Origin of the sequence: Pseudomonas sp. PH1b (assembly GCF_000633395.1) — a bacterium.
Taxonomy (GTDB): Bacteria; Pseudomonadota; Gammaproteobacteria; order Pseudomonadales; family Pseudomonadaceae; genus Aquipseudomonas.
Genome location: NZ_AYMU01000002.1, coordinates 190,448 through 213,978, shown reverse-complemented (window position 1 = coordinate 213,978; position 23,531 = coordinate 190,448). Strand labels below are relative to the sequence as shown.

Here is a 23,531-nt window from a genome sequence, read left to right as displayed (position 1 = left end):
CGCAAACTTCAGAGATTCTGCTGCTTGCGCCATCTCGGACTGACTGTTTCGACGCTTTACTTGCCGTAAATGTCGAAGTCGAAGTACTTGTCCTGGATTTGCTTGTACTTGCCGTTCTCACGAATGGCAGCGATGGCGGCGTTGATCTTGTCCAGATTGGCCTTGTCGCCCTTGCGCACGGCGATCCCTACGCCGTCGCCGAAGTATTTGACGTCGGTGAAGGCCGGCCCCACAAAGGCGAAGCCCTTGCCGGCATCAGTCTTCAGGAAGCCGTCATTCAACAGCGTAGCGTCCGCCACGGTACCGTCGAGGCGACCGGCGGCCACGTCCAGGTAGATTTCGTTCTGCGAGCCATAAGGCTTGATCTGAGCCCCCAGGGGCGCCAGGACTTCACGGGCGAAACGCTCATGGATCGAGCCGCGCTGCACACCGATGTTCTTGCCCTTGAGCTCGGCCAGGCCGTCGCTGATCTGGGTGCCGGACTTCATCACCAGGCGCGCCGGGGTGTTGTAGTACTTGCCCGTGAAGTCCACGGACTTCTTGCGATCGTCAGTGATCGACATGGACGAGAGAATGGCGTCGATCTTGCGCACTTTCAGTGCCGGGATCAGACCATCGAACTCCTGCTCGACCCAGACACACTTGACCTTCATCTCTTCGCACAGGGCGTTGCCGATGTCGTAGTCGAAACCGACGATGCTGCCGTCCGGGGCCTTGGAGGCAAACGGAGGGTAAGCCGCTTCGATACCAATTTTCAGGGGCTTTTCATCGGCGAAAGTCGGCAGGGAGAGCACGGACAGTGCCAGGGCGCCAAGAAGCACGAGTTTCTTCATCTTAGAACTCCATCGGTAAAGGGCGAAAACGGCAAAGTGAGCGACTGCCCAATATGCGAGTGAGTGGAACAGCAATAGCGGCGCTGCGTCCCGGGAAGCCCGTGAAGGGTTCACACACAGGCAACGACAAGCGAGTGACCGGCATTCTAACGACAGGCTGGAAGCCGATATTTCCTCAATGCGACAACAAATTACAGAAGCATCGAGAATGCCGGGCCAGCACATTGACAGCTCTTGAGTTTTATGCAAGAGCAAAAGACAGTGAACCGATCTATGCTGCAAATTGCGGGCCTATTATTGGCAAAGCCTTCTATCCCGGCAAGCGCAGCGTGATGACTTATTTTTCATAGGGGTATAAAAAGCCCTGAGATGGCGCCTGGCGTTTCCCATTGCCCCGAAAACGGGCGGGCGGTGTCACCGTCTATGGCTTCGGTAACATTCAGACCTGCCTGCGGGACAAATCCGATATTTATTTATTGCTGCAAGCCCGTTGCTGTCGCCACCCGGGGCTGCGATCGAGCTGGGTGATCCCTCTGCAGTGGGCGCGCTAGAGCCCCCTCCGACACTTCACTGGGCCTGACCTGGCCCACGCCACGGGCAGTCGTCACTGAAACAATCCTTCCAAGGCGCCATAAAAAAGCCCCGCCCGGCACAAGGCCGGGCGGGGCTCGACGACTCCGAACGCGCCTCAGGCGACGTTCATGGTCTTGTGGGTATCGATCAGGTGCTGGACCACACTCGGGTCGGCCAGGGTGGAAATATCCCCCAGACCGTCGTACTCCGCCGTGGCGATCTTGCGCAGGATTCGGCGCATGATTTTCCCGGAGCGGGTTTTCGGCAGGCCCGGCGCCCACTGGATGACATCCGGCGAGGCAATCGGACCGATCTCCTTGCGCACCCAGTTCTTCAGTTCCAGGCGCAACGCTTCGTTCGGCTCCTCACCGCCATTGAGGGTTACATAGACATAGATGCCCTGGCCCTTGATGTCGTGAGGCACCCCCACCACCGCCGCTTCCGCGACTTTCGGGTGGGCAACCATGGCGCTCTCGATTTCGGCGGTGCCCATGCGGTGCCCGGAAACGTTGAGCACGTCGTCGACGCGGCCAGTGATCCAGTAGTAACCGTCCTCATCGCGACGGGCGCCGTCACCGGTGAAGTACATGCCGCGGAAGGTTTTGAAATAGGTGTCGACGAAACGATCATGGTCACGGTACAGGGTCCGCGCCTGGCCCGGCCAGGAATCGAGAATCACCAGGTTGCCCTCGGCCGCGCCTTCGATGATGTTGCCCAGGTTGTCCACCAGGGCCGGCACCACGCCGAAGAACGGACGGGCAGCGGAGCCCGGCTTCAGGGCATGGGCACCCGGCAGCGGGCTCATCAGGGTGGCGCCGGTTTCGGTCTGCCACCAGGTATCGACGATCGGGCAACGGGATTGACCGACGTTCTTGTAGTACCAGTCCCAGGCTTCCGGGTTGATCGGCTCGCCCACCGAGCCCAGCAGGCGCAGGCTGCTGCCATCGGCGCCTTCGCAGGCAGCAGTGCCCGAGGCCATCATGGCGCGGATCGCGGTCGGTGCAGTGTAGAGGATGTTGACCTTGTGCTTGTCGACGATCTTCGCCACCCGGGTCACGTCCGGATAGTTGGGCACGCCTTCGAACAGCACGGTGGTGGCGCCATTGGCCAGCGGACCATAGACGATATAGGTGTGGCCGGTGACCCAGCCGACGTCGGCGGTGCACCAGTAGACTTCACCCGGACGGTAGTCGAACACCCGCTCATGGGTCAGCGACGCATACAGCAGGTAGCCGCCGGTGGTGTGCTGCACCCCCTTGGGCTTGCCGGTGGAGCCGGAGGTATAGAGGATGAACAGCGCCTCTTCGGCCCCCATCTCTTTCGGTGCGCAAACGCTGCCTGCCACCTTCATCAGGTCTTCGTACCAGATGTCGCGATGCTGGTTCCACTTGATGTTGCCACCGGTGCGCTTGCACACGATGACCTTCTGGATGCTGTTGGTTTCCGGGTTGGTCAGGGCGTCGTCGACATTGGCCTTGAGCGGGACCTTCTTGCCGGCACGGATGCCTTCATCCGCGGTGATCACCACTTTCGAACGGCAGTCGATGATGCGGCCAGCCAGAGCTTCCGGCGAGAAACCGCCAAACACCACCGAGTGGATCGCGCCGATACGGGTACAGGCCAGCATGGCCACCACGGCTTCGGGAATCATCGGCATATAGATAGTCACCACGTCGCCGCGGTGCACGTCTTGACCACGCAGGGCGTTGGCGAACTTGCAGACTTCTTCATGCAGTTCGCGGTAGGTGATGTTGCGGCTTTCGGAAGGGTCGTCGCCCTCCCAGATGATCGCCAACTGATCGCCACGTTCAGCGAGATGGCGATCCAGGCAGTTGTAGGAGACGTTCAGGGTGCCATCGGCGAACCACTTGATGTCGACATGATGGTCGTCGAAGGAGGTCTGCTTCACCGTGGTAAAAGGCTTGATCCAGTCGAGGCGCTTGGCCTGCTCACGCCAGAAACCGTCCGGGTTCACGACCGACTGCTGGTACATGGCCTTGTAGGTCGCCTCGTCAGTCAGCGTATTGGCCAAAACCTCGGGACGAACGGGATACAGAGAAGCCGCACTCATCTTTCTTACCTCGGTGACATAGTTGTTTTTGTATGACCCCGTTGTAGCCGGGGGGCGCCTATAGAACCATTCGACGATGGTAGTAACAACCCCCTACAAAATGCCTCGGTATTTGTCGCAGCCCTTCAAGCACGCCGCTTACAGCATTGTTCGCCACCAACAAAAATGTTCCGTACCCGCCTTTTTCAGTGGTTTTCCGGCGATTGTTACAAAAACTGTCAAAGGTGTTTATCAAAACCACGCCTATATGAGCGCCGCCCCCAGGCCTAAAATCAGCTCCGCCAAACAGGCAAACTGATTAACCAGGTTACAGCCCCCACGAAGGCCGTTAATCAAACTTCTACTCAAGTTCCACACGCAGCCCCACAAAGGCTGCGTGACCCCACACGACCTTAGAAAGGTAAACAGCAAATGAAAGCTTTATTAGTTCTGGCCCTCAGCAGTCTGTGCGTTACAGCAATGGCTGACGAGATCCCGACTGATGTCGCCAACCAGCAAGTACCGGTAGAGGAATACACTTACTCCACCGATCTGGATATCGCCAAAGTTATCTCCATGAGCGAAGTTCCAGAAGTCTGTGAAGTTGTACCAGCCCGCATGGAATATGAAGACTCCCAAGGCCAGCGGCATATTCTTCAATACCGCGTCATGGGTAACGGTTGCTCTAACGGCTGATACCGAAGTTCATTGCACAGCCCCTGATGACTGCCGGCCGCAAGAAATCCCTCTTGCGGCAAAGATGCCCCGACACTCGCCCCTACATTTGACTGGCCTGGGCATCCCTCCATCGACGTGCGACCACGGCAATCGCACGCACTCACTCCTCGGATCCTCGATGCGCCCACGCAGCGAACTGACGCCTGCATGAGCATCAGCAGCAACGACCTCGCCTGTCTCGAACCCGCCCCCATTAGGGCACGCTTCATGGCAATTCCAGGGCTCGAATTCGGCCGATTTGACTTGTGTCAAAAACAGGAAAACCGCTTGCAAAAACACAACATCTAGTAAAATTGGCTATTTTTTGGCCATTTCTGGGATTTTTTTTCGAGGGCAAAAAAAAATCTTCGACGGCCAAAGCCTTGTAAACCCGCGCTCTGCCCTCAGTCCCTCCCCTTCTCGGGCCTGCCTGCGCCCATCGGTCGCCCCACGGCCCTGAAAATATCCTTATAATGCGTCCTCAAAACGGGCCTGCAACATTCCCTTACCGGATGCAAACCACCTGCTGAATTCCGCGCAGGAGCCGATAGCCTCAGCTCCGCCCGACAGCAGCCGCAGGGCTCCCGGACACGAATTTCTGTTTATTGCCTGCGTTCACTGCTGCAACAAACGATTTCTTATGATTTAACGCGGCCGGTAGCGCCGTGTGAAAAGCCAACCCTTTAGTTTTCACACGGGCATCTGGCCCTCAAGCAGGAGACGACACGTCATGCTGAGCTGGGACGAATTCGACAAAGAAGAAGGCGAAGTTGCAGTCAAGGGCGCCAACGCCGGCCACGCTTCTGAAGCCAACATGGACCGCCTCGACAGTGCCGGCGGTGCCGCTGCTCTCGAAGCCCGCGCCGTGACCGCCAACGACTCCGCTGCCGTGGCCCGCGCCAAGGCGTCTCTGGACCAGCTCGACATCGCCGAAGGCCTGGCCGAGCTGGAAGGCTCTTCCGCCCGCGTCGCGGTTGATGAAAAGCGCATGATCAACTGCCGCGCCGACCTCAACCAACTGGTGCCGTTCAAGTATGACTGGGCCTGGCAGAAGTACCTGGACGGTTGCGCAAACCACTGGATGCCGCAAGAAGTCAACATGACCGCCGACATCGCCCTCTGGAAAAACCCGGAAGGCCTGACCGACGACGAGCGCCGCATCGTCATGCGCAACCTGGGCTTCTTCTCCACCGCCGACTCCCTGGTTGCCAACAACCTGGTACTGGCCGTGTACCGCCTGATCACCAACCCGGAATGCCGCCAGTACATCCTGCGCCAGGCGTTCGAAGAGGCGATCCACACCCACGCCTACCAGTACTGCATCGAATCGCTGGCCATGGATGAAGGCGAGATCTTCAACATGTACCACGAGATTCCATCGGTCGCGAAGAAAGCTGCCTGGGGCCTGAAGTACACCCGTTCGATCTCTGATCCGAAGTTCGAAACCGGCACCGTCGACACCGACAAGGAACTGCTGCGCAACCTGATCGCCTACTACTGCGTTCTGGAAGGCATCTTCTTCTACTGCGGCTTCACCCAGATCCTGTCCATGGGCCGCCGTAACAAGATGACCGGCGTTGCCGAGCAGTTCCAGTACATCCTTCGCGACGAATCCATGCACCTGAACTTCGGTATCGACGTGATCAACCAGATCAAGATCGAAAACCCGCACCTGTGGGATGCCGAGATGAAGGAAGAGGCGACCCAGATGATCCTCCAGGGCACTCAACTGGAAATCGAATACGCTCGCGACACCATGCCGCGCGGTGTACTGGGCATGAACGCCGCGATGATGGAGGACTACCTCAAGTTCATCGCCAACCGTCGCCTGTCGCAGATCGGCCTGAAGGAAGAGTACCCGGGCACCACCAACCCGTTCCCATGGATGAGCGAGATCATGGACTTGAAGAAAGAGAAGAACTTCTTCGAGACCCGCGTGATCGAGTATCAGACTGGCGGTGCGCTGAGCTGGGATTGATCTGCGAACTCCCCATTCATGAGTGAATGGGCGAACCAGCTGAAAAAGCCCTGACCTGGTCAGGGCTTTTTATTGGACGAAAGAAACATCCGCAGCCTGCCTTGCGCCTAGGGAGCTTTTTGTCTCCTGGCTTCAGATGCCCCTCCCCCAGGCGGCCTGAGGCCAACCGTGCACGGCGCCCACCTGTGTCGTTCTGCAAACGCCGCGAACGGCTCTCGGGACAAGCCGGCCTTGCTGGCCTCATTCAGGTAGTCGTCACTCGGCAGAACGCACAAAACCGAAGATCCCGACCCAGGCCACCCCGTGCAACCGTTCACTGCGCCACAACAAGGTTGCTGCGCAGCTCAACCTTCACCCGTTCAAAATCCAGAGCAGCCTGCGGGTCAGCAAGCAACCTTGCCACCAGCACCGCCGCGCCTATTTGCCCACCCTCCAGGTCGCTGGGGAAATGGACTCCGGCGATCACCCGGCTCTGCGCATTGACCTGTGCACGCTGGAACAAGGCGCTGCGTTTTTCCGGCAAGGCCATGCCAAGCAAGGTTGCATTGAGGTATCCATTCATCGAGTGGCCACTGGGGTAGGAGTCGCCCTCTGGGGGAGGCAATACAGCCTTGACCAGAGACGACGCCTCATAGGGACGCGGACGACCATAAGCCCGCTTGGCCGGCATCAGGCACTGCACCAGATCTTCCTGTGCCCGACGAAAGAAGGCCTGGGTCAAAGGCAGACGTTCGACACTGAAGCCTTCCCCAAGGGCTTCCCGAGCAAAATGAAACACGCTGTCCTGCCACTCGTCATCCTGTTGAACCTGGCGCACCTGTTCGCTGCTGCGCACCGCCTGGGCTGCCAGGACCGCTTGCAGATCCCTCTGCTGAAGTGGCGAATCACCGGCCGGTGGCGGCGGCAGGTAGTCGACAAGCAGAAGCCGATCGGCCGGCAGATAAGGCAGCGTTGCCGGCTCCGCCAGCACCAGCCCTGAACAACACAAGGCCATGAACAACAGTACTGAGCGCATCACACTAGGCATATCGAGGTCCTCGTTATAGTGAGGGGAATAGTCGTGGCGTCTATTCCCGCCGGATTTTATCCATCACTCCGGCGCCTCTTTATCAGCCATTTCTGCAAAGCTTACTTGTCCCTCCTTGCCAGTGGCATGACGCTCTCTGCCATTATTTCCAGGGTTAAACGGGGCTGTATTTTCAGCCTCGGGATTATGTAGGACTCCTATCTAAATCATGAGAGTTATATTAATTAAGCCTGTAAGAAATTTCGTAAAAACCTAAAGAATTAGTACCTAACCCCACGAACTTATTACCCTCGACAAGTACCTTGAACAGTAATAATGACTGGAGGCTTGCCTTGATCAAGGCGCGGCTGCAGCTGGCAGGCCTGCATAAATAATATGTACAGGCATCAAGGCCGACCGCTATAAAGACCCTTTCTCTGCTCAGGGACCCAAGCCCCCATGAAATTCGATACCGCCTACTGCATCAGCCTCGACGACAAGCTGTCGATCTATGACGTGCGGGATCTGAATTTCGATGAGACGGTGGTCTTCGATTCAGCCAGGGAAAGCTTCCAGTGCCCCAACGATGAATGCCGTGCGGCGTTCACTGCCAGCAATGGCCTGGGCACCTTCAATGCCAAGAACGTCAACTACATCCGTACACCGCACTTCAAGAATCTGCCAGGGACGCTTCATATAGAAGGTTGCCCCTATGGCGTCAGCAAAGGCCCCGGCAGCGCGGAAGGCAGGTTGACCGAGGATGATCGCGAGGAGCACTTTCCTTCGGAACTGCTGCTGATCCGCCGCGAGTACGTACGCCAACCCGCCAGCCCGACAAACGCGCCGGACGCACCGCGGGACACCCCGCCCATCGGCGCCCCCAGCACTCATGGGCCCCACGCGGGGCGCGACAGCACCCCGGACAAGACCAGCGTCTTCGCCCATCCGGTGGAATGCTTTGTGTCGAATATCGACGACAAGGAACTGCTCAAGCGCATGCCGCTGAAGATCGGCGAGCACACGGCGTCCTATGCCTCGTTCTTCAAGAAGATCGAGTACCTGCAGGACAACAAGGGGCTGGTGTACTGGGGCAAGATCAAGGAGATCAAGGATTACACCCAAAGCTTTCGCATCGATTTCGAACAGAAGGTCTGGTTCAAGGCAGACGGCGAATCCAGGAAGAAGCCCTATTCGGTCAATGTCTACCTGAGCAAAAAGCTGATCGAGAACTACCGCAAGCACAAGGCGTTCCTGATGGAGATCAAGAACGCCATCGACAGCGACAAGGCTCTGTACTGCTTCTTCTATGGCGTCACCCCGGCGCTCAAGCAGGTACCGAGCAAGAAAAACCCCGACGCCACCTTCGGGGTATTCAGCGCCAATATCGATAACCTCGATCACCTGATCATTCGTGAAGCACCAGGGCTCGATGCACAGTGATCGGCGTCAGCGCTTGGGCAACTCCAGGGCCACGGCTCCGGGGTGTTTGCTGATGATGGAATAAGGCAGCAGTGCCCAGTCCGGGCCGTCGCAAGCCCTTTCCACTCGAGGGAAGTAAGCCTTGATGAAAAGCCCCTTGGGGGTGAAGTACCAACTGTTATCGCCCCAGACGTTTTCGTCGCTGTAGTTGCAACCATCCTCCGGGCTGGCCGGCTCGCGCATCTCATTGGGATACAGGGCCGTAAATTGCTCGACCAGCCATGGCGACAACTGTTCCCGGTTGTAGGCAAAGAGGGCTTTGCGCTCGGTCTCGGTGAGGCTTGGGTCGCCCTGGGTGGTACGGTCGCTGTGCACTATCGGCTTGCCCTGCCCGACCCACAGCACATCGGTCAGGGACAGTGGGTGAGCGCTGTTCACATCGATATTCAGCGGCGAATCACCAAAGTCCGGATGGGCACCACCACAGGAATAGCTGGTGGCAATGTTGACGCTGAGTACCGCCGACGAGAAGAACTGCGGCTTCACTGTCTGCATGAACTCCCCTTCCTGAGAGCCCGCACCCAGCATGCATTCGTGGTAGGCCGTCACGTCTCCCCACAAACGCTCCATCAGCAGTAGATTGAGCTGCTGCTGTTGCGCCTCGGGGTAGCCGTCAGTGACCTTGAACATCGACAGTTTGGACTCGGGTTCGGTCCACCATTGCAGGGTGTAACCCATGAACTTCTGCTGCTTGCCCGGCTTGAGGGGCAAGCCTTGCAAACGCAGGTATTCGTACAAGTCGCTCTGATACAAACGCACCAGGTACGGCGGTGCATCAGGCTGGGGCACCTCGGCCTGGGCCGGCGACAGCTGGACATCGAGGGTCTTGCCCTTGGGGCTTTGCCACTGGCCCTGCCAGCCATTGGCAGTCTGCTGCAAGGTGAACGTGGGCAGCTGCGGCTGATGCTCGCCATAAGATTCGTTCCCCTCACGCAACGCCAGCGACTGTCCCTGGCGCAGGCCGTTGAGCGCCAGGTCACGGTGATACTTGCGATAGAAGTAGCGGCCGGTGACCTGCTGGGCATCGCCGCGACTGATCTCCAGCACGATCGGCATCTTGCCCAGGGTGCCGCTGAAGACCTGTTGCGAGGACGAGGCCTGTACGCTCGACAGCAGGGCCGAGAACAGCAGGACGCCGACGATCTGGCGCATCAATCCTTTGAACATGGAAACTCCCTTGACTGAAAAGTCGGCACCGCCGCCAGCGAAGCCAGGGCCTTGCGCAAGCACTGGACAATTATGAACCGCAGATCCGCGACAATCGAGCCGCCCACCGTGACGCCCCTATCATTTCAGGCACATCGACAGCAGCACCACCAACAACAGGCCGACGTAAACCCGAGCATGCACGCGGTCAGGAATACGGCCGATCCAGGGCGTGGCCAGGCGTATGCCCAGCAACGAGCCGAGGGTCAGCAGCGAGAACGCCAGCAGGTCGACGTAACCGATGAACCAGGGCCCCAGATCGAATCGACTGAAACTCGCCAGGGCCATGTAGGTGGCAGTTCCCGCCAGGGCCACCGGCACGCTCAAGGGATTGGCCATGGAGGTGGCCTGGGTCATGCTCAGGCCACAGCGGCGCAGTAACGGGACGGTCATGACGCTGCCACCCACGCCGAGAAAGGTGGCGACCAAGCCTATGCCTGTACCCCCCAAGCAGGTTTCCCGGGCCCCCAGGCGACGCGCCGTCCGCCCTTCAGCCTGCTCAAGAAAGCCACGACGCAACAGGCAATCGACAATGGTGACCCCCAGGTAGGCGATAAAGGCATGGCGGATGACCTCACCACTGACCCACATAGCCACCGCCGCGCCGAGCATTGCTCCCAGGCCGATGTAACCGCCCAGTGGCCACAGGTAGTGACGAATGAGATTACCCGCGCGCTGGTGCCGACGGCTGGCGACCAGGGCATTGACGATCATCACGCACGTCGAGGTGGCTACCGCGATGTGCATTGCCGACTGTCCCGCTGCCGAATCAACACCCTGGCTGCCCAGCAACATCCAGTACAGCAAGGGCACCACCACGAAGCCGCCGCCAAAACCGAACAGCACGGCGCTAATACCGGTCATGCAACCAAAGAGAGCCAGCAGCAGATAGAACATCGAGCAGCGTCCGTCGGGGAAAAGGTTGCCCACAATAGAACGCCTGCGCTTGGCCGACTTCAGCAAGTTAGCCAATAATGTTTGCGTTTACGCCAGGTAGGAGCCCTGTCGGCATGCGCAATATCTCCATCGAACACCTGGACCAGACTCCGCGCCCGGTGCTGGCCATCGGCACCGACTATGCCGACGGGCAGCGCCTGCCACGCCATCGCCACCGACGGGCGCAGTTACTGTATGGCGCCACCGGCGTCATGCAAGTGGGCACCGATCAGGGCAACTGGGTGGTGCCGCCACAACGTGCGGTCTGGATCCCGCCCGGGGTGGAGCATGAGGTACTGATGCTCGGGGTCAGCACCCGCAGCCTGTACATCGAGCCTGTCGCAGCGCCTCTGGACAGCAGCCAGTGCCGGGTCATCAACGTCTCGCCGTTGCTGCGCCAACTGCTTCTGGAGGCGGTAGAGATGCCTCTGGAATACGATCAGGACGGGCGCGACGGGGTTTTGGTGGCGTTGCTGCTGCACGAACTGCAGCGCAGCACCCCGTTGCCGCTGCACATTCCCTTGCCTGCTGCCGGCCCCCTGCTGGAGCTGTGCCAGGCCTTTCTCGAACGACCGAATATCCACCAGTCCCCCGAAGTTTGGGCAGACCGGCTGCACATCAGTGTGCGCACCTTCAACCGCTGGTTTCGCCAGCACACGGGCATGAGTTTCATTGAATGGCGACAACAGGCCTGCGTGATCCTGGCTCTGGCGCGGCTGGCGGCGGCGGAACCGGTGACGCGAATCGCCCTGGACTTCGGCTATGACAGCCCCGGGGCATTCTCCACCATGTTTCGTCGCGTGCTGGGGCATTCCCCCAGCACCTACTTGAGTCAGGCGGACCCTGGCCGGGGCAAAACCTTGTGACCAAAGGCCCCCGCAAAGGCAAAAAATGAGTTTGATCCGGGACGCAAACAACTGTACAAATAACCAGTACAAACCCATTGCATTGCCCACCCTCCCGGAGAAAACCATGGCGTCTCTAGCGATGAAAATCACCCTGGAACGTATCGCCCTCTATCAGTTCACCCCGCAGCACTGTAGCCAGGCCCGCGACATGCTGGGCTGGGACATGGACCAACTGTCCCGCGAGTCGGCGGTCTCGGTGCAAGCCATCCAGCGCTTCGAGGCCGGTTACGAGGTCCGCGATGTCACCCGACTGGCCCTGGCATTCTGTCTTGAAGCCCAGGGCCTGGTGTTCTTCCCCGGCTTCACGCCTGGCCGGGGCATGAACATCAAGGGCGCCACCCCCAACCCTATGGAGCGCCCCGACTACGCCATGCTCGAGTGATCCAGCGCCTTGAGCAGTTGCTCACGCAGGGCCCGCACACCAAGGTCGGTCGAATCCAGGCGGATGACCGGGCAAACCAGGCTCTTGATCCAGGTTTCATGGCGACGCAGGCTGCGAGTCCCATGGCCCCCGGCGTCGTAACCTGCCGCCCAGTCGAGGAAAGCCTGGGTCGCGGCAAACCGCTCGCCGCCTTCGAAGATCTGCGCGCCGTAACGCTGAAACTCACGCGCACGCAAGCGTTGCAAACGGACCTCAGGGTCCAGCTGCACCAAGACTGCCAGGGTAAAGCTGGGAATCAGCAGGTCTCCCCAGCCACAGAGAGAGCCGGACAACACCCAGTCCGGCTCCACCAGCACCTGGGTCTGCAACCCGTGGACCCGTTCATCCCGGGGTCGCCGGCAACTGAAGGGCTGGGCGCTGGGTTGCCAGTAGAAATCGTCGGAATCAAAGTGCCGACAACGCAAGTGCTCGGCTAGCGCCCGGCCCAGGGTCGTGGTTCCAGACCCGGAGGCACCGAAGATATGAACTCTGTTGGCCATGAGGCAGCTCCGTGGCAGAGAACGTCCATCAGACTTCTACAGCCTTGGCCGATCCTTGCCCAGAGCACAAGCTTGCAAGCAGGATCAAGCGGACTCGACGCCCGCCTGCTCCAGTGCCCCCTCGACCTCCAGCCACCAGGCCCCTCCCCGCTGAGGCTGTGCCAGGCTGAAGGCCTCTCCCATCTGCGGCGTGGTGATGTTGATGCTGCGCTCCCAGGCCAGGGCCAGGATGCGGTCGAAGGGTTCATGCCAGGCGTGCATCGCCAGGTCGAAGGTACCGTTGTGGATCGGCAGCAGCCAGCGGCCTTGCAGGTCGATATGGGCCTGCAGGGTTTGCTCCGGCTGCATGTGCACATGGGGCCACTCGACGTTGTAGGCACCGGTTTCCATCAGGGTCAGGTCAAACGGCCCGTATTGCTGGCCAATGCGTTTGAAACCATCGAAGTAACCGGTATCGCCACTGAAGAAGATCCGTGTCGGCCCATCGATCATGACCCAGGACGCCCACAGGGTGTGGTTGCCATCGAACAGGCCGCGCCCGGAGAAATGCTGCGACGGCGTGGCGACAAAGCAGACGCCTTCGACTTCACAGCCTTGCCACCAATCCAGTTGCCGGACCTTGGCTGCCGGCACCCCCCACTTGATCAGGGTATCTCCCACCCCCAGAGGGGTCAGGAAGTGCCGAGTCTTGTTGGCCAGGGTCAGCACCGTCTGGTGGTCCAGATGATCGTAATGATCATGGGACAGGATCACCGCCTCGATCTCCGGCAGTGCTTGCAGGCTGATGGGCGGCTGATGAAAGCGTTTCGGCCCGGCCCACTGCACCGGCGACGCGCGTTCGGCAAATACCGGGTCGGTGATCCAGAACTTGTCGCGCATCTTCAGCAACACCGTGGAATGCCCCAGGCGGAAGACACTGTGATTGGGAGCTGCCAGCAACTGCTCGCGCGTCAGCGGCTGCACCGGGATGGCGCCCGCCGGACGGGTATTGCGTGGTTTGTGGAACAGCATGTTCCAGAAGATCCGCAGGGTCTTGCCAAAACCTGCACGACTCACCGGTGCATGATTGCGGTAGGCCCCCTGCTCCTGGCGAGAGGTTTGCGGGCGGGGAGCCTGGGCGGCTCGGGACGAAATAGTGGCCATGACTGAAATGACTCCATGGAACGCGGCAAGGTTCCTAGGTTGTTCTGCAAGAAGATCTATTGGCCAAGGCACGCAAGCATCAGCCGCCAATCGTCGTTTTCAAGATGAACTACACTACACAGTGTAGTTTCTACATTGCAACAGAATTAAGACGAAGTAGACTGCCGAGTGTTTTCACCGCCCACCCTCACCGAACCCAACTTATGACAGCTCCGAAGCGCCTCACCGACCGCAAGCGCCACGCCATCATCCAGGCGGCGATCAACGAATTCCGCAGCAGTGGTTTCGAAGTCACCAGCATGGACAAGATTGCCGCCACGGCCGGGGTTTCCAAGCGCACGGTGTACAACCACTTCCCCAGCAAAGAAGAGCTGTTCGCCGAAATCCTGCACAAGCTCTGGGCCAGCATCAGTGCTCAGCCAGACATCGTCTACCGCAGCGACCTGCCCCTGCGCGAACAACTGGGCAAGGTGCTCGGGGCCAAGTTGCAACTGCTTGCCGATGACAACTTCCTCGACCTGGCGCGGGTCGCCATCGCAGCAGCCATCCACTCGCCGGAGCGCGCGCAGAACATGGTGGCGCGCCTGGGCGAACGGGAAGAAGGGCTGATCCTGTGGATTCGCGCGGCCCAGGCCGATGGGCGCCTCAAGCCGGTGGACCCGGAGTTCGCGGCCCAACAAATGCACGGGCTGCTCAAGGGCTTTGCCTTCTGGCCACAGATCACCCTGGGCCAACCGCCTCTGGAACCGGACATGCAGATCCGGGTCATCGAATCGGCTCTGGACATGTTCCTCCCCCACTACCAGGCTTGAGCCGGCACCGGCCTCGCTGGCCACCAGCCTGGCAGATTCCTCGAGCCACCGGTCCGGCGCTTTCGGCCACTGTGAAATGGCTTCGAAGGCCAGTGATTATTCTCACTGGAATAAATGACAATATTCACCAGACTGATCCGATAAACGGCCGAGCCGTAAAAACACCACAAGGTGTTTCAGTACAGAACCTGGTGCAGGAATTTATGGAAAACCAACGCGGCAAAGGGCTGTCATTTGCCCGACGCATTTATTGGCCAAGGATCATCGGCCTGGGTATCGGCGGAATCAGTGTCTTCGCCGCACTCTATCCCCTCGCACTGCCAGGCTGGACCTGGGCCTTGCTGCTGTTCCACGGTCTGCTCTGGCCCCATCTGGCCTATCAGCTGTCCACCCGCTCGGCCTTTCCCTACCAGGCAGAACGCCGCAATCTGCTGTACGACTCGATGCTGGGCGGGTTCTGGGCCGCTACCTTGCAGTTCAATCCCCTGCCGGCGGTCACCATCCTGTCGATGATGGCCATGAACAACGTGGCGGCGGGCGGCTTGCGCCTGTTCATTCGCGGCAGCCTTGCCCAAGGCATCGGGATACTGGCCTCATGGCTGCTGTTCGGAGCGCACTTCAACACCCAGATCAGCGCGCTGCAGATCTATGCCTGCCTGCCGATGCTGACCCTCTACCCACTGGCGGTGGGCATGGTCTGCTATCGACTGGCGATCAAGCTGTCCGAACACAAGCGAGCCCTGAGCGCCCTGAGCCGCACCGACAGCCTCACCGGCCTGCTCAACCACGGTTCCTGGAAAGACCTGCTGCACATCAAGTTCCATAAGTGCCAGCAGCGGCAAATGGAGGCCTGCATCGCCCTGATCGATATCGATCACTTCAAGGCGATCAACGACACCTACGGACACATCATCGGCGATGCGGTACTGCGCCACCTGAGCAATGAATTGCGCCGCAACCTGCGCCACGATGACCTTGCTGGCCGCTACGGTGGCGACGAATTCTGCGTGATCCTGCCGCGCATGAACCCGCAACAGGCGCTGGACGTCATGGAGCGCCTGCGTCGAGTTTTCAGTCAGTATCGCCACCCGCAGGTACCTGAGCTGAAAGCCAGCCTGAGCATCGGCCTGGCCACCTTCGACCCGGTCTACCAGGAACCGTCAAGCTGGCTCGACGCCGCCGACCAGGCCCTGTACCAGGCAAAAAACACCGGGCGCAATCGGATCGCCAGCAACGATGGGCCACTTCGTGTTTCACGAACGCAAATGGCATAAGGAACCAAAAAACTTATACAAAAAGGAAGTAAAAAACATTTTTGTACAAGTTTATTTGGCTTTGTTTTCGTAGTTGACATCATAATGCCGCCACTTCGGCGCAGCGCAAAAGCACCCCGGGCCACGCTGCCGTCGAAGCCAATCAACCCAACTAAATCGATTCGCAGTTGCCACGTCTCCTGTTGATACGGCCACTGACGCTCGCCCGAAGCGTTGGCCGCCTCACCACTGCGGATTTATCTGTCAGTCATGGAACGCTGACATTGAGCAGATAGTGCCGAATGCCGGGAGCATTCGGCATACCGGCGCACTCAATAGGGATCGACGCGACGTTTCTCCCATAGGGCACCAGCCAACATGCTATTCAACCGCCATAACAAAACCATCGATTCCCAGCAAAAGACCATCGCCGAACAATCCCGCCTTCTGGATGCCATTGACCGCTCCATGGCGGTGATCGAGTTCGACCTGCAGGGCTGCGTGCTGCGAGCCAACGACAACTTTCTCAAGACCATGGGCTATCGCGAAGAGCAGGTGCTTGGCCAGTCCCACCGTTTGTTCTGCACCGCAGACTATGCCCGCAGCAGCGACTACCAGCAGTTGTGGGCACGCCTGAAAAGCGGCCAGTTCGAATCGGGTACCTTCGAGCGCATCGGCAGCAATGGCCAGAGCCTGTGGCTGGAGGCCAGCTACAACCCTATCCGTGACGACTCCGGTGCCGTGTACAAAGTGGTCAAGTACGCCCTCGACGTCACCGCCAGGGTGCAGGAGGAGGTGGAGGCCAGAAGCAAGCTGGAGGCCATCGACCGGGCCATGGCGGTGATCGAGTTCAACCTCGACGGCAGCATCATCAGTGCCAACTCGAACTTCCTCAGCCGCATGGGCTACAGCCTGGCCGAGATCAAGGGCAAGCATCACCGGATGTTCTGCAAACCCGAGCAGGCCAACAGCAGCACCTATCAGGATTTCTGGAATCGCTTGAACAAGGGCGAGTTCTTCAACGGCCAGTTCGAGCGAGTCGACAAGCATGGCCGCACGCTGTGGCTGGAGGCCAACTACAACCCGGTGTACGACGCCAGCGGGCGCCTGTGCAAAGTGGTCAAGTACGCCGCCGATGTCACCTCGCAAGTGGAAAAACACGAGCAGGACGCCCAGAGCGCGAGCCAGGCTTATCACATCTCGGTCCAGACCCGTAAAGTCGCCGAGCAAGGCACCGGGGTGATCCAGCAGGCCGCCAGCGAAATGCGCCAGATCGCCAGCAACATCGAGGACTCCTCGTCGCTGATTGCCCGGCTCGGCGAGCGATCCGAGCAGATCACCGCCATCGTCAACACCATTCGTGCAATTGCCGACCAGACCAACCTGCTGGCCCTCAACGCGGCCATCGAAGCGGCCCGGGCCGGCGAGCAGGGTCGCGGCTTTGCCGTAGTGGCCGATGAAGTGCGCCAGCTGGCGGCACGCACCAGCGGCTCGACAGCGGAAATATCCAGCATGATCGAGATGATCCAGACCGAGACCCTGCAGGCCATCAAGAGCATGGACGGTACTCGCGAACGCGCGGCCATGGGTGTGCAACTGGCCGACCAGGCGGGCACAGTAATCCTGCAGATTCGCGACGGTGCCAGTGAGGCGGTGCAGGCCGTGAGCATGTTCGCCAGTGATCGCGGCGCACTCTGAGGGAGCATTTTCCCGACGTCGACATTGGCGTCGGGCGAAAGCCTGGAAGCTATAGTGGCCTGACGTCCAAGCGCCTGGCGGAGGCCATCATGAGTTCCAGCGACACCTCGAAGAAAACCACCCCGGTCATCGACCATCTGCGCTTTCACCGCGCCCACGCCCACCTGGCACCGACCTTTGGCAACGACAGCTTTGCCCTGAAGGCCGAGGCCTTTGCCCGGTTCTTTGGCACTCCGACCTTTCTCGGCGCACAGACCCTGATCGTACTGGTCTGGGTCGCCCTGAACCTGACCGGGGTGACTCACTTCGACGTCTACCCCTTCATCCTGCTGAACCTGGCCTTCAGCCTGCAGTCAGCCTACGCCGCGCCGCTGATTCTTCTGGCCCAGACTCGCCAGGCTGCGCGAGACAAGGCTCAGGCAGACGCCGATGCACAGCACCGTGAGGCCCTGGCCGTCGCCAACAGCGAGCGCCAGGCCCAGGCGGCCCAGACCACCAGCCAACTGCTCGAACTGCTGGAACAGAACACTCGCCTGACGGAAATGACCAAGCAGTTGACGGAACGCATCGAAAACCTCACCAGCGAGATGCACGCCCACTTCGTGCACAAGGAACAGCCACCGGCCTGAGGCCTTCAGGGCCAGCGCAGATGGCACGCCAGTTCATCGAACAGCGTCACCACCGAACGCAGGGCCCGGCAGTCCGGGCGGGTCAGCAGCCACAGGGCGGTGTCATGCCCCAGCGGTTCACTCAAGGGCTCCAGCCCACCCTGGCCGATGAGAAAATCCGGCAGTGCGGCAACCCCGAGGCCGGCCCGCACCAATTCGCTCACCGAGAGCATGCTGTTGCAGCGGTAGCTGGGCTGCACGCCGGGCCATTGCTGACGGCGCCAGGCCACGGTGGGGTGATCGGGGAGAAAGTCATCCGGGGCCACCCAGGCCACCCGTGACAGATCGGCACAATCCACCCGCTGCCGATAGACCGGGCTGGCACAGACTCGATAGGCCACCTTTCCCAGGCAGCGCCCTACCAGATGTTCCGGTGGTGACGCGGTCAGACGCAGGGCGATGTCCGCATCGCGCCGGTTGAGGTTGGCAAAGTCGTTGGAGGTGCACAGCTCGATGACCAGGGCCGGGTAGTTCGGCATGAACTGCGCCAGGGCCGGCAACAACAGGCCTTGCAGCACCGAGTCAGTACAGGTCAGGCGCACCGTGCCGCTGATCACTTCGCCGCCCTGGGCCACGCCAATGCGCGCCGCCTCAAGGGCCTGCTCCGCCTGTTCGGCCTGCAGTGCCAGGGCCTGGGCCAGGCTGGTGGGCAGGTAGCCAGCACGGCTCTTGTCGAACAACTGCCGGCCGAGCCCGGCTTCCAGTCGGCGCACGGCGCGAAACACCGTCGAGACATCGACCTTGAGCAGGGCGGCGGCGCGGGCCAGGGAGCCGCCACGGACCAGGGCCAGGATCAACGACAGGTCGGGATAGTCCAGCTGATAGTGCAGCGGTGCATTGATCACTTGGGTAAACGCCAATATTGATTGCGCAGACGCCAATCTATAGTGGCCCCAGGCAGGCGACAAGGCATTGCCATCACCGGAGAGCCCCATGCACGCACCAACCCTTCGCATCGCCCTGGTGGGAGACCAGGACCCACAGATCACCGCGCACCAGGCGATTCCCCCAGCCCTGGAGCGGGCGGCGGCCGACATCGGGGCCAAGGTGAAATACCTGTGGCTGGCCACCCAGCAGTTGACTCACGCCGAACAGCTCGAAGGTTTCGACGGCATCTGGTGCGTCCCCGGCAGCCCCTACCGCAATATCGACGGTGCCTTGCTGGCCATCCGCATCGCCCGGGAGCGGCAGCGGCCCTTCCTCGGCACCTGTGGCGGCTTCCAGCACGCGGTGCTGGAATACGCCCGCCATGTCCTGGGCTGGGCCGATGCCGAGCACGGAGAGACCGCCCCCGATGCCAAGCGCGCGCTGCTGACCCCCTTGAGCTGTGCCCTGGTGGAAGAGCGCGACAGCATTGAACTGCACGCCGGCAGCCGGATCGCCCAGGCCTACGGCACACACAGCATCGAGGAAGGCTATCGCTGCCGCTATGGCGTCAACCCGAACTTTGCCAGCGCCTTGCTCAGCGGCGCCCTGCGCCCCTGCGGGCGGGATAGCGCCGGAGACCTGCGCGCCGTAGAGCTGCATGGCCATCCGTTCTTCGTCGCCACCTTGTTCCAGCCCGAGCGTGCCGCCCTGCAAGGGCGCACGCCGCCCCTGGTCAGCGCCTTGCTCCAGGCCTGCCTGGAGGTGCAGCAATGATCGGCCAGACGCCTGCCCCGCCCTACTACGCGGTGATCTTTAGCTCCCAGCGCCGCAAAGCCGACCCAGCCTACGATCAGGCAGCCGAGCACATGGTCGATCTGGCCCGCCAGCAACCGGGTTTTCTCGGGGTCGAATCGGCACGGGGAGCGGACGGCTTCGGTATCACCGTGTCCTACTGGAGCAGTGAAGCGGCGATCGTTGCCTGGAAGCAGCATGCCGAACACCGCGCAATCCGGGAGCGCGGACGTAGCGACTGGTATCAGCACTTTCACACCCGGGTGAGCAAGGTTGAAAGGGCCTACAGCTTTGGCGACTGAAGGTCATCCTGATAGATGCCCTGAACGGCCGTGAACAGCCGCTCAGGACCGCGGTCCCTCAGCCCTGCGCCGCCAGCAGGCTGCGCACGGCCTGGATTTCCGGCAGGTCGCTGCGGCGCATGTATACCCGCAGCGGTTCGCTGATGTTGATCCGGTCGTCGATGTTCTGGTCCAGCAGCAACTGGATCTGCTCGCGCTTGAGGCTCATGGCCTGGTCGGAAACCGGCGCCCAGACAAATTCATTGGCCGGCACTATGGCGTCATCGGCCACATCCATGCCGAAGGAGTCTTCGCTGAAGCGCACGATGTAGCGGCCGGTCTTGCGATTGAAGCCGACAAAACCCTTGAGCTGGTCGGCAGCCTGGCAGATGAGTTCGGAGGTGATGCTCATGGTAAACCTCACTGTAGGTCCCACAGGACTTGTGATCGATGGTCTACACGCGAGGCAAGGAAAGGGGTGTTTTCAGGCTTCCCTCTGACGGGGAAACTGCAGCGCCCAAGAGTACTGCAAAGCGCCGGAAAAAACCCTCAAACCTGCAAATGAGAGAGATTTATGTCGCTTCGCAGATAGCACAAGCGTCATCGAGTTGTTAAAAGATACCTCCTAGCCCCCGCCCCCACGAAAGGATCTCGAGCATGCCAGCGACCTTCACCCCTTGTACCCTGATGCTCGGCCTGATGCTCGCGTGCGGCCTGGCCCAGGCCGCCGAACAGCCTGACCCAGACGCCCTGGCCGCTCGCCAGGGGATTCCGCAGCCGGCGGTGATCGCCCACCGCGGCGCGTCCTTCGATGCCCCCGAATCCACCGCGGCCTCCTATCGCCTGGCCCGTGACCTGGGAGCCGACTACCTGGAGATGGATCTGCAGCGCAGCAAGGACGGTGTGCTCTTCGCCCTGCACGACAACAACCTGCAACGCACCACCGACGTGGCGCAAAAATTCCCCGAGCGCAAGGACAGCCCGGCCACGGCCTTCACCATGGCCGAGCTGAAAACCCTCGACGCCGGCAGTTGGTTCAACCAGGCCCATCCGGACCGGGCGCGGCCGGGGTTTGCCGGGCTGAAGATCCTCACCCTGGATGAGATCATCGACATCGCCCAGGGCAATGCGCAACACAAGCCCGGGCTCTACATCGAGACCAAGGAGCCCCAGCTGTTCCCCGGCATCGAGCACGACCTCAAGGAAAAACTCCAGGACCGCGGCTGGCTGAGCCCGGCCGGTTCCACCCTGGCGAAAAGCGAGCTGGCGGTGGGTCAGGGCAAGGGCAAGGTGGTGCTGCAGACCTTCGATAAACACAGCCTGGAATTGCTGCACAAGGAAATGCCCAAAGTGCCCAAGGTCCTGCTGCTGTGGGTGGCCCCGGGCAGTATCGAGCCGGCCTCCGGCCAGAGTTTTGCCAGCAGCGGCGAAACCGACAAGGCGGCTTTCTATGCCAGGCAGCAACCCAAGGACCCGGCCGAGTTCAAGCGCTGGGTCGACTTCGCCAAGGCTCAGGGGGCCATCGGCACCGGCCCTTCCGCAGCACTCACCGCAGGCGGCGAGCAGAGCTATGCGGACCTGGTGCAGCCCTGGATGAATCAATACACCCACGATCAGGGCCTGCTGGTGCACGTCTACACCCTCGACGAAGCAGTGGATTTCAAGAAGGCCATGGACGCCGGGGTCGATGGCATCTTCACCAACCGCAGCGCCGAGCTGCTCAAGTACTTCAAGCGCCCGGCCAGCGCCAGCGTTGGCCAGTTGCTGGAGGCCAGCGGGTACTGAATGCCCGCCGTGCACTGGCAAGGCGAGCTCTGGCTGGGCCATGACTTCGGCCTGATCCACGGTGCCATGGGGCCCACCGCGCCCCATGCCCACTATGCCCACCAACTGATCATCGCCCCTGAGCAGCCGGTCACCGTGGAACTCGACGGCGTCCGCCACACCGGCCATTACCTGTTGATCGAAGCCCTGCGCCAGCACGCGATCATCCAGGCGCCAGGCCAGGCCTTCACGGTCTACGCCGAACCCCTGCTGATGGACGCCGCAAGCCTGCAGCGGAGCGTCAGCTGCAGCGAGCCCTCATTGCCCGGCCTGGAGGCGGCACTGCGCCGTTGCCCGCGCCAGCCGCTTGCCGACCGCCGGGTTGCCCGGGCGCTGGCGGCACTGGATGCCGCCCTGGGCGGCAAGGTCCCGGCCGCCCAACTGGCGGCCCAGGCCAATGTCTCCCTCAGCCAGTTGGAGCGGTTGTTCGCCCGTGACGTCGGCCTGCCCGTGCGCCGCCTGGTGCTGTGGCGGCGCCTGCGCCTGGCCATGGCCCTGTTGCTGGAGGGCCGGGCCATAACCGAAGCGGCCCATGGTGCGGGGTTCGCCGACAGTGCGCACTTCTCCCGCACCTTGAAGAGCCTGTTCGGTGTCACCGCCAGCCAGGCCCTGAAATCCCTCAGGCCCCGCCTGCTGGATTGACCGGGCGACGCAGGGCCTCGGGAACCTTGGGCTCAGCCTTGTAGCGCTGGGTCCTGAACGGCTCCAGCAACTGCGGCCAGTAATCGACGGGATAGTCCGGACGGCTGCCAATGCCCAGGTCGCCCTGGCGGATCGAGTAGTCGTGACGATAGAACGCCGTCCCCAGCAGCCAGTCCCAGAGGTTGAAGAACAGGCCGAAGTTCACGTCCCCGGCGCGGCCGTACTTCATGTGGTGGAAGCGATGCACCGGCGCCCAGGCAAACACATAACGCAACGGCCCCAGGCGCATGTCGACATTGGAGTGCTGCAGCAGCAACTGGATGGCGATGGCCAGGGCCAGCAATTGCGCCACCGGCAGCGGGATGCCCAGTACCAGCAGCGGCAGCAATCCCGCCGAGGCTTCCAGCAACTGATGCAACGGGTGCTTGAGCAGGCCATTGAAGCCATACAGGCGCACCACGCTGTGGTGCACCGCATGCAGGCGCCAGAGCCAGGCCCAGCGATGGCTGGCGTAATGGGCCAGGGTCACCCCGCAATCGGCAATCACGATCGCCAGCAGCAGTTGCCCCCAGAGCGGCCAAGCCTGGAGCCACAGCCCGTCGTGGGCCAGCAGCGCCACCAGGCCCGGCAACGCCAGCAGGCCCACGGCATTCAGGCTCTCATTGACCAGGGCATGCAGAATGTCCCGTAGCCGATCGCCCTGGGGGCGGTTCCAGGCGAGTTCATAGGGCAGGCTCCATTCCGCCAGGAACGACACCCCCAGCGCCGCCACGAACAGCAGCAGCAACCCGCCCCAAGCCCCCTCCCCGGCCTCCATCACTCCCACACCGGCACCAATGAACCCGGCAAAAAACACCGGGGCATACAACCATCCAAGCACTCGTTTCATTTGCTCTGTCTCCTAAAGGGAAAACAGAGCGTGCGACACAATCCATGGACCCGGA

At 61.1% G+C, this 23,531-nt stretch carries 24 protein-coding genes; 14 read left to right on the top strand and 10 right to left on the bottom strand.

Annotation, left to right across the window (positions count from 1 at the left end):
* Positions 1 to 56 precede the first annotated feature (56 nt).
* A complete protein-coding gene (locus U873_RS0103620) occupies positions 57 to 833 on the bottom strand; it encodes an ABC transporter substrate-binding protein (RefSeq protein ID WP_025126940.1) in 777 nt (258 codons plus the stop codon).
* 101 nt (positions 834 to 934) lie between these two features.
* Between U873_RS0103620 and U873_RS36565 the strand changes: the two genes are divergently transcribed.
* Positions 935 to 1,183, top strand: a complete 249-nt coding sequence (locus tag U873_RS36565) for a hypothetical protein (RefSeq protein ID WP_157838057.1) — start codon at positions 935 to 937, stop codon at positions 1,181 to 1,183.
* Between the two features lie 338 nt (positions 1,184 to 1,521).
* On the opposite strand, the gene acs is transcribed toward U873_RS36565, so the two are convergent.
* Complete coding sequence (acs, locus tag U873_RS0103615) at positions 1,522 to 3,477, bottom strand: acetate--CoA ligase (RefSeq protein ID WP_025126939.1); 1,956 nt, start codon at positions 3,475 to 3,477, stop codon at positions 1,522 to 1,524.
* A 411-nt stretch (positions 3,478 to 3,888) separates the two neighbouring features.
* On the opposite strand from acs, the gene U873_RS34965 reads away from it, so the two are divergent.
* Both U873_RS34965 and U873_RS0103605 read left to right on the top strand, forming a co-directional pair.
* Positions 3,889 to 4,152, top strand: coding sequence for a DUF2790 domain-containing protein (locus U873_RS34965; RefSeq protein ID WP_081818601.1), 264 nt, complete (start codon positions 3,889 to 3,891; stop codon positions 4,150 to 4,152).
* Between the two features lie 751 nt (positions 4,153 to 4,903).
* Positions 4,904 to 6,151, top strand: coding sequence for a ribonucleotide-diphosphate reductase subunit beta (locus U873_RS0103605; protein WP_025126937.1), 1,248 nt, complete (start codon positions 4,904 to 4,906; stop codon positions 6,149 to 6,151).
* Between the two features lie 313 nt (positions 6,152 to 6,464).
* Here U873_RS0103605 and U873_RS0103600 read toward each other — a convergent pair whose 3' ends face one another.
* Positions 6,465 to 7,178 (bottom strand): phosphatase PAP2 family protein, encoded by a 714-nt coding sequence (locus tag U873_RS0103600; RefSeq protein ID WP_025126936.1) that lies wholly within the window; start codon positions 7,176 to 7,178, stop codon positions 6,465 to 6,467.
* 438 nt (positions 7,179 to 7,616) lie between these two features.
* On the opposite strand from U873_RS0103600, the gene U873_RS0103595 reads away from it, so the two are divergent.
* Positions 7,617 to 8,597, top strand: coding sequence for a hypothetical protein (locus U873_RS0103595; RefSeq protein ID WP_025126935.1), 981 nt, complete (start codon positions 7,617 to 7,619; stop codon positions 8,595 to 8,597).
* 6 nt (positions 8,598 to 8,603) lie between these two features.
* Here the strand turns inward: U873_RS0103595 and U873_RS0103590 are convergent, their stop codons facing one another.
* Both U873_RS0103590 and U873_RS0103585 read right to left on the bottom strand, forming a co-directional pair.
* Entirely contained in the window at positions 8,604 to 9,803 is a 1,200-nt protein-coding gene (locus tag U873_RS0103590) for a hypothetical protein (RefSeq protein WP_025126934.1), read from the bottom strand.
* 120 nt (positions 9,804 to 9,923) lie between these two features.
* Positions 9,924 to 10,739, bottom strand: coding sequence for a sulfite exporter TauE/SafE family protein (locus U873_RS0103585; protein WP_025126933.1), 816 nt, complete (start codon positions 10,737 to 10,739; stop codon positions 9,924 to 9,926).
* Between the two features lie 113 nt (positions 10,740 to 10,852).
* Here U873_RS0103585 and U873_RS0103580 point away from each other — a divergent pair, with 113 nt between their 5' ends.
* On the top strand, positions 10,853 to 11,644 hold the full coding sequence (locus tag U873_RS0103580; RefSeq protein ID WP_025126932.1) for a helix-turn-helix transcriptional regulator: 792 nt from the start codon (positions 10,853 to 10,855) through the stop codon (positions 11,642 to 11,644).
* Between the two features lie 106 nt (positions 11,645 to 11,750).
* The gene (locus tag U873_RS0103575; protein WP_025126931.1) at positions 11,751 to 12,068 is read left to right on the top strand and encodes a helix-turn-helix transcriptional regulator; all 318 of its coding nucleotides are present in this window, start codon (positions 11,751 to 11,753) and stop codon (positions 12,066 to 12,068) included.
* Here the strand turns inward: U873_RS0103575 and U873_RS0103570 are convergent.
* Together U873_RS0103570 and U873_RS0103565 are read right to left on the bottom strand one after the other, a co-directional pair.
* The gene (locus U873_RS0103570) at positions 12,050 to 12,607 is read right to left on the bottom strand and encodes an AAA family ATPase (RefSeq protein WP_025126930.1); all 558 of its coding nucleotides are present in this window, start codon (positions 12,605 to 12,607) and stop codon (positions 12,050 to 12,052) included. The two genes, U873_RS0103575 and U873_RS0103570, sit on opposite strands and share 19 nt — an antisense overlap.
* Positions 12,608 to 12,691: 84 nt before the next feature.
* Positions 12,692 to 13,750, bottom strand: coding sequence for an MBL fold metallo-hydrolase (locus tag U873_RS0103565; RefSeq protein WP_025126929.1), 1,059 nt, complete (start codon positions 13,748 to 13,750; stop codon positions 12,692 to 12,694).
* 203 nt (positions 13,751 to 13,953) lie between these two features.
* Between U873_RS0103565 and U873_RS0103560 the strand changes: the two genes are divergently transcribed.
* The 4 genes from U873_RS0103560 (at position 13,954) to U873_RS0103545 (ending at position 18,142) form a co-directional block, all read left to right on the top strand.
* Positions 13,954 to 14,562, top strand: coding sequence for a TetR/AcrR family transcriptional regulator (locus tag U873_RS0103560; protein ID WP_025126928.1), 609 nt, complete (start codon positions 13,954 to 13,956; stop codon positions 14,560 to 14,562).
* A 203-nt stretch (positions 14,563 to 14,765) separates the two neighbouring features.
* Positions 14,766 to 15,836 (top strand): diguanylate cyclase, encoded by a 1,071-nt coding sequence (locus U873_RS0103555; RefSeq protein WP_025126927.1) that lies wholly within the window; start codon positions 14,766 to 14,768, stop codon positions 15,834 to 15,836.
* A 357-nt stretch (positions 15,837 to 16,193) separates the two neighbouring features.
* Complete coding sequence (locus tag U873_RS0103550; RefSeq protein WP_025126926.1) at positions 16,194 to 17,513, top strand: PAS domain-containing methyl-accepting chemotaxis protein; 1,320 nt, start codon at positions 16,194 to 16,196, stop codon at positions 17,511 to 17,513.
* A gap of 89 nt (positions 17,514 to 17,602) precedes the next feature.
* On the top strand, positions 17,603 to 18,142 hold the full coding sequence (locus U873_RS0103545; protein ID WP_025126925.1) for a DUF1003 domain-containing protein: 540 nt from the start codon (positions 17,603 to 17,605) through the stop codon (positions 18,140 to 18,142).
* Between the two features lie 5 nt (positions 18,143 to 18,147).
* Here the strand turns inward: U873_RS0103545 and U873_RS0103540 are convergent, their stop codons facing one another.
* On the bottom strand, positions 18,148 to 19,116 hold the full coding sequence (locus U873_RS0103540) for a LysR family transcriptional regulator (protein ID WP_177330226.1): 969 nt from the start codon (positions 19,114 to 19,116) through the stop codon (positions 18,148 to 18,150).
* Between U873_RS0103540 and U873_RS0103535 the strand changes: the two genes are divergently transcribed.
* Positions 19,115 to 19,822 (top strand): CTP synthase, encoded by a 708-nt coding sequence (locus U873_RS0103535; protein WP_025126923.1) that lies wholly within the window; start codon positions 19,115 to 19,117, stop codon positions 19,820 to 19,822. The genes U873_RS0103540 and U873_RS0103535 overlap by 2 nt on opposite strands.
* Positions 19,819 to 20,142, top strand: a complete 324-nt coding sequence (locus U873_RS0103530; protein ID WP_025126922.1) for an antibiotic biosynthesis monooxygenase — start codon at positions 19,819 to 19,821, stop codon at positions 20,140 to 20,142. Before U873_RS0103535 ends, U873_RS0103530 begins: the two co-directional genes overlap by 4 nt.
* A 58-nt stretch (positions 20,143 to 20,200) precedes the next feature.
* Here the strand turns inward: U873_RS0103530 and U873_RS0103525 are convergent, their stop codons facing one another.
* Positions 20,201 to 20,533 (bottom strand): DUF2025 family protein, encoded by a 333-nt coding sequence (locus tag U873_RS0103525; RefSeq protein ID WP_025126921.1) that lies wholly within the window; start codon positions 20,531 to 20,533, stop codon positions 20,201 to 20,203.
* 245 nt (positions 20,534 to 20,778) lie between these two features.
* On the opposite strand from U873_RS0103525, the gene U873_RS0103520 reads away from it, so the two are divergent.
* Both U873_RS0103520 and U873_RS0103515 read left to right on the top strand, forming a co-directional pair.
* Positions 20,779 to 21,906: a glycerophosphodiester phosphodiesterase gene (locus U873_RS0103520; protein WP_025126920.1), complete on the top strand. Its 1,128-nt coding sequence runs from the start codon at positions 20,779 to 20,781 to the stop codon at positions 21,904 to 21,906.
* Entirely contained in the window at positions 21,907 to 22,587 is a 681-nt protein-coding gene (locus U873_RS0103515) for a helix-turn-helix domain-containing protein (RefSeq protein WP_025126919.1), read from the top strand.
* Here the strand turns inward: U873_RS0103515 and U873_RS0103510 are convergent.
* Positions 22,565 to 23,476, bottom strand: coding sequence for a sterol desaturase family protein (locus tag U873_RS0103510; protein WP_025126918.1), 912 nt, complete (start codon positions 23,474 to 23,476; stop codon positions 22,565 to 22,567). The genes U873_RS0103515 and U873_RS0103510 overlap by 23 nt on opposite strands.
* Between the last annotated feature and the right edge of the window lie 55 nt (positions 23,477 to 23,531).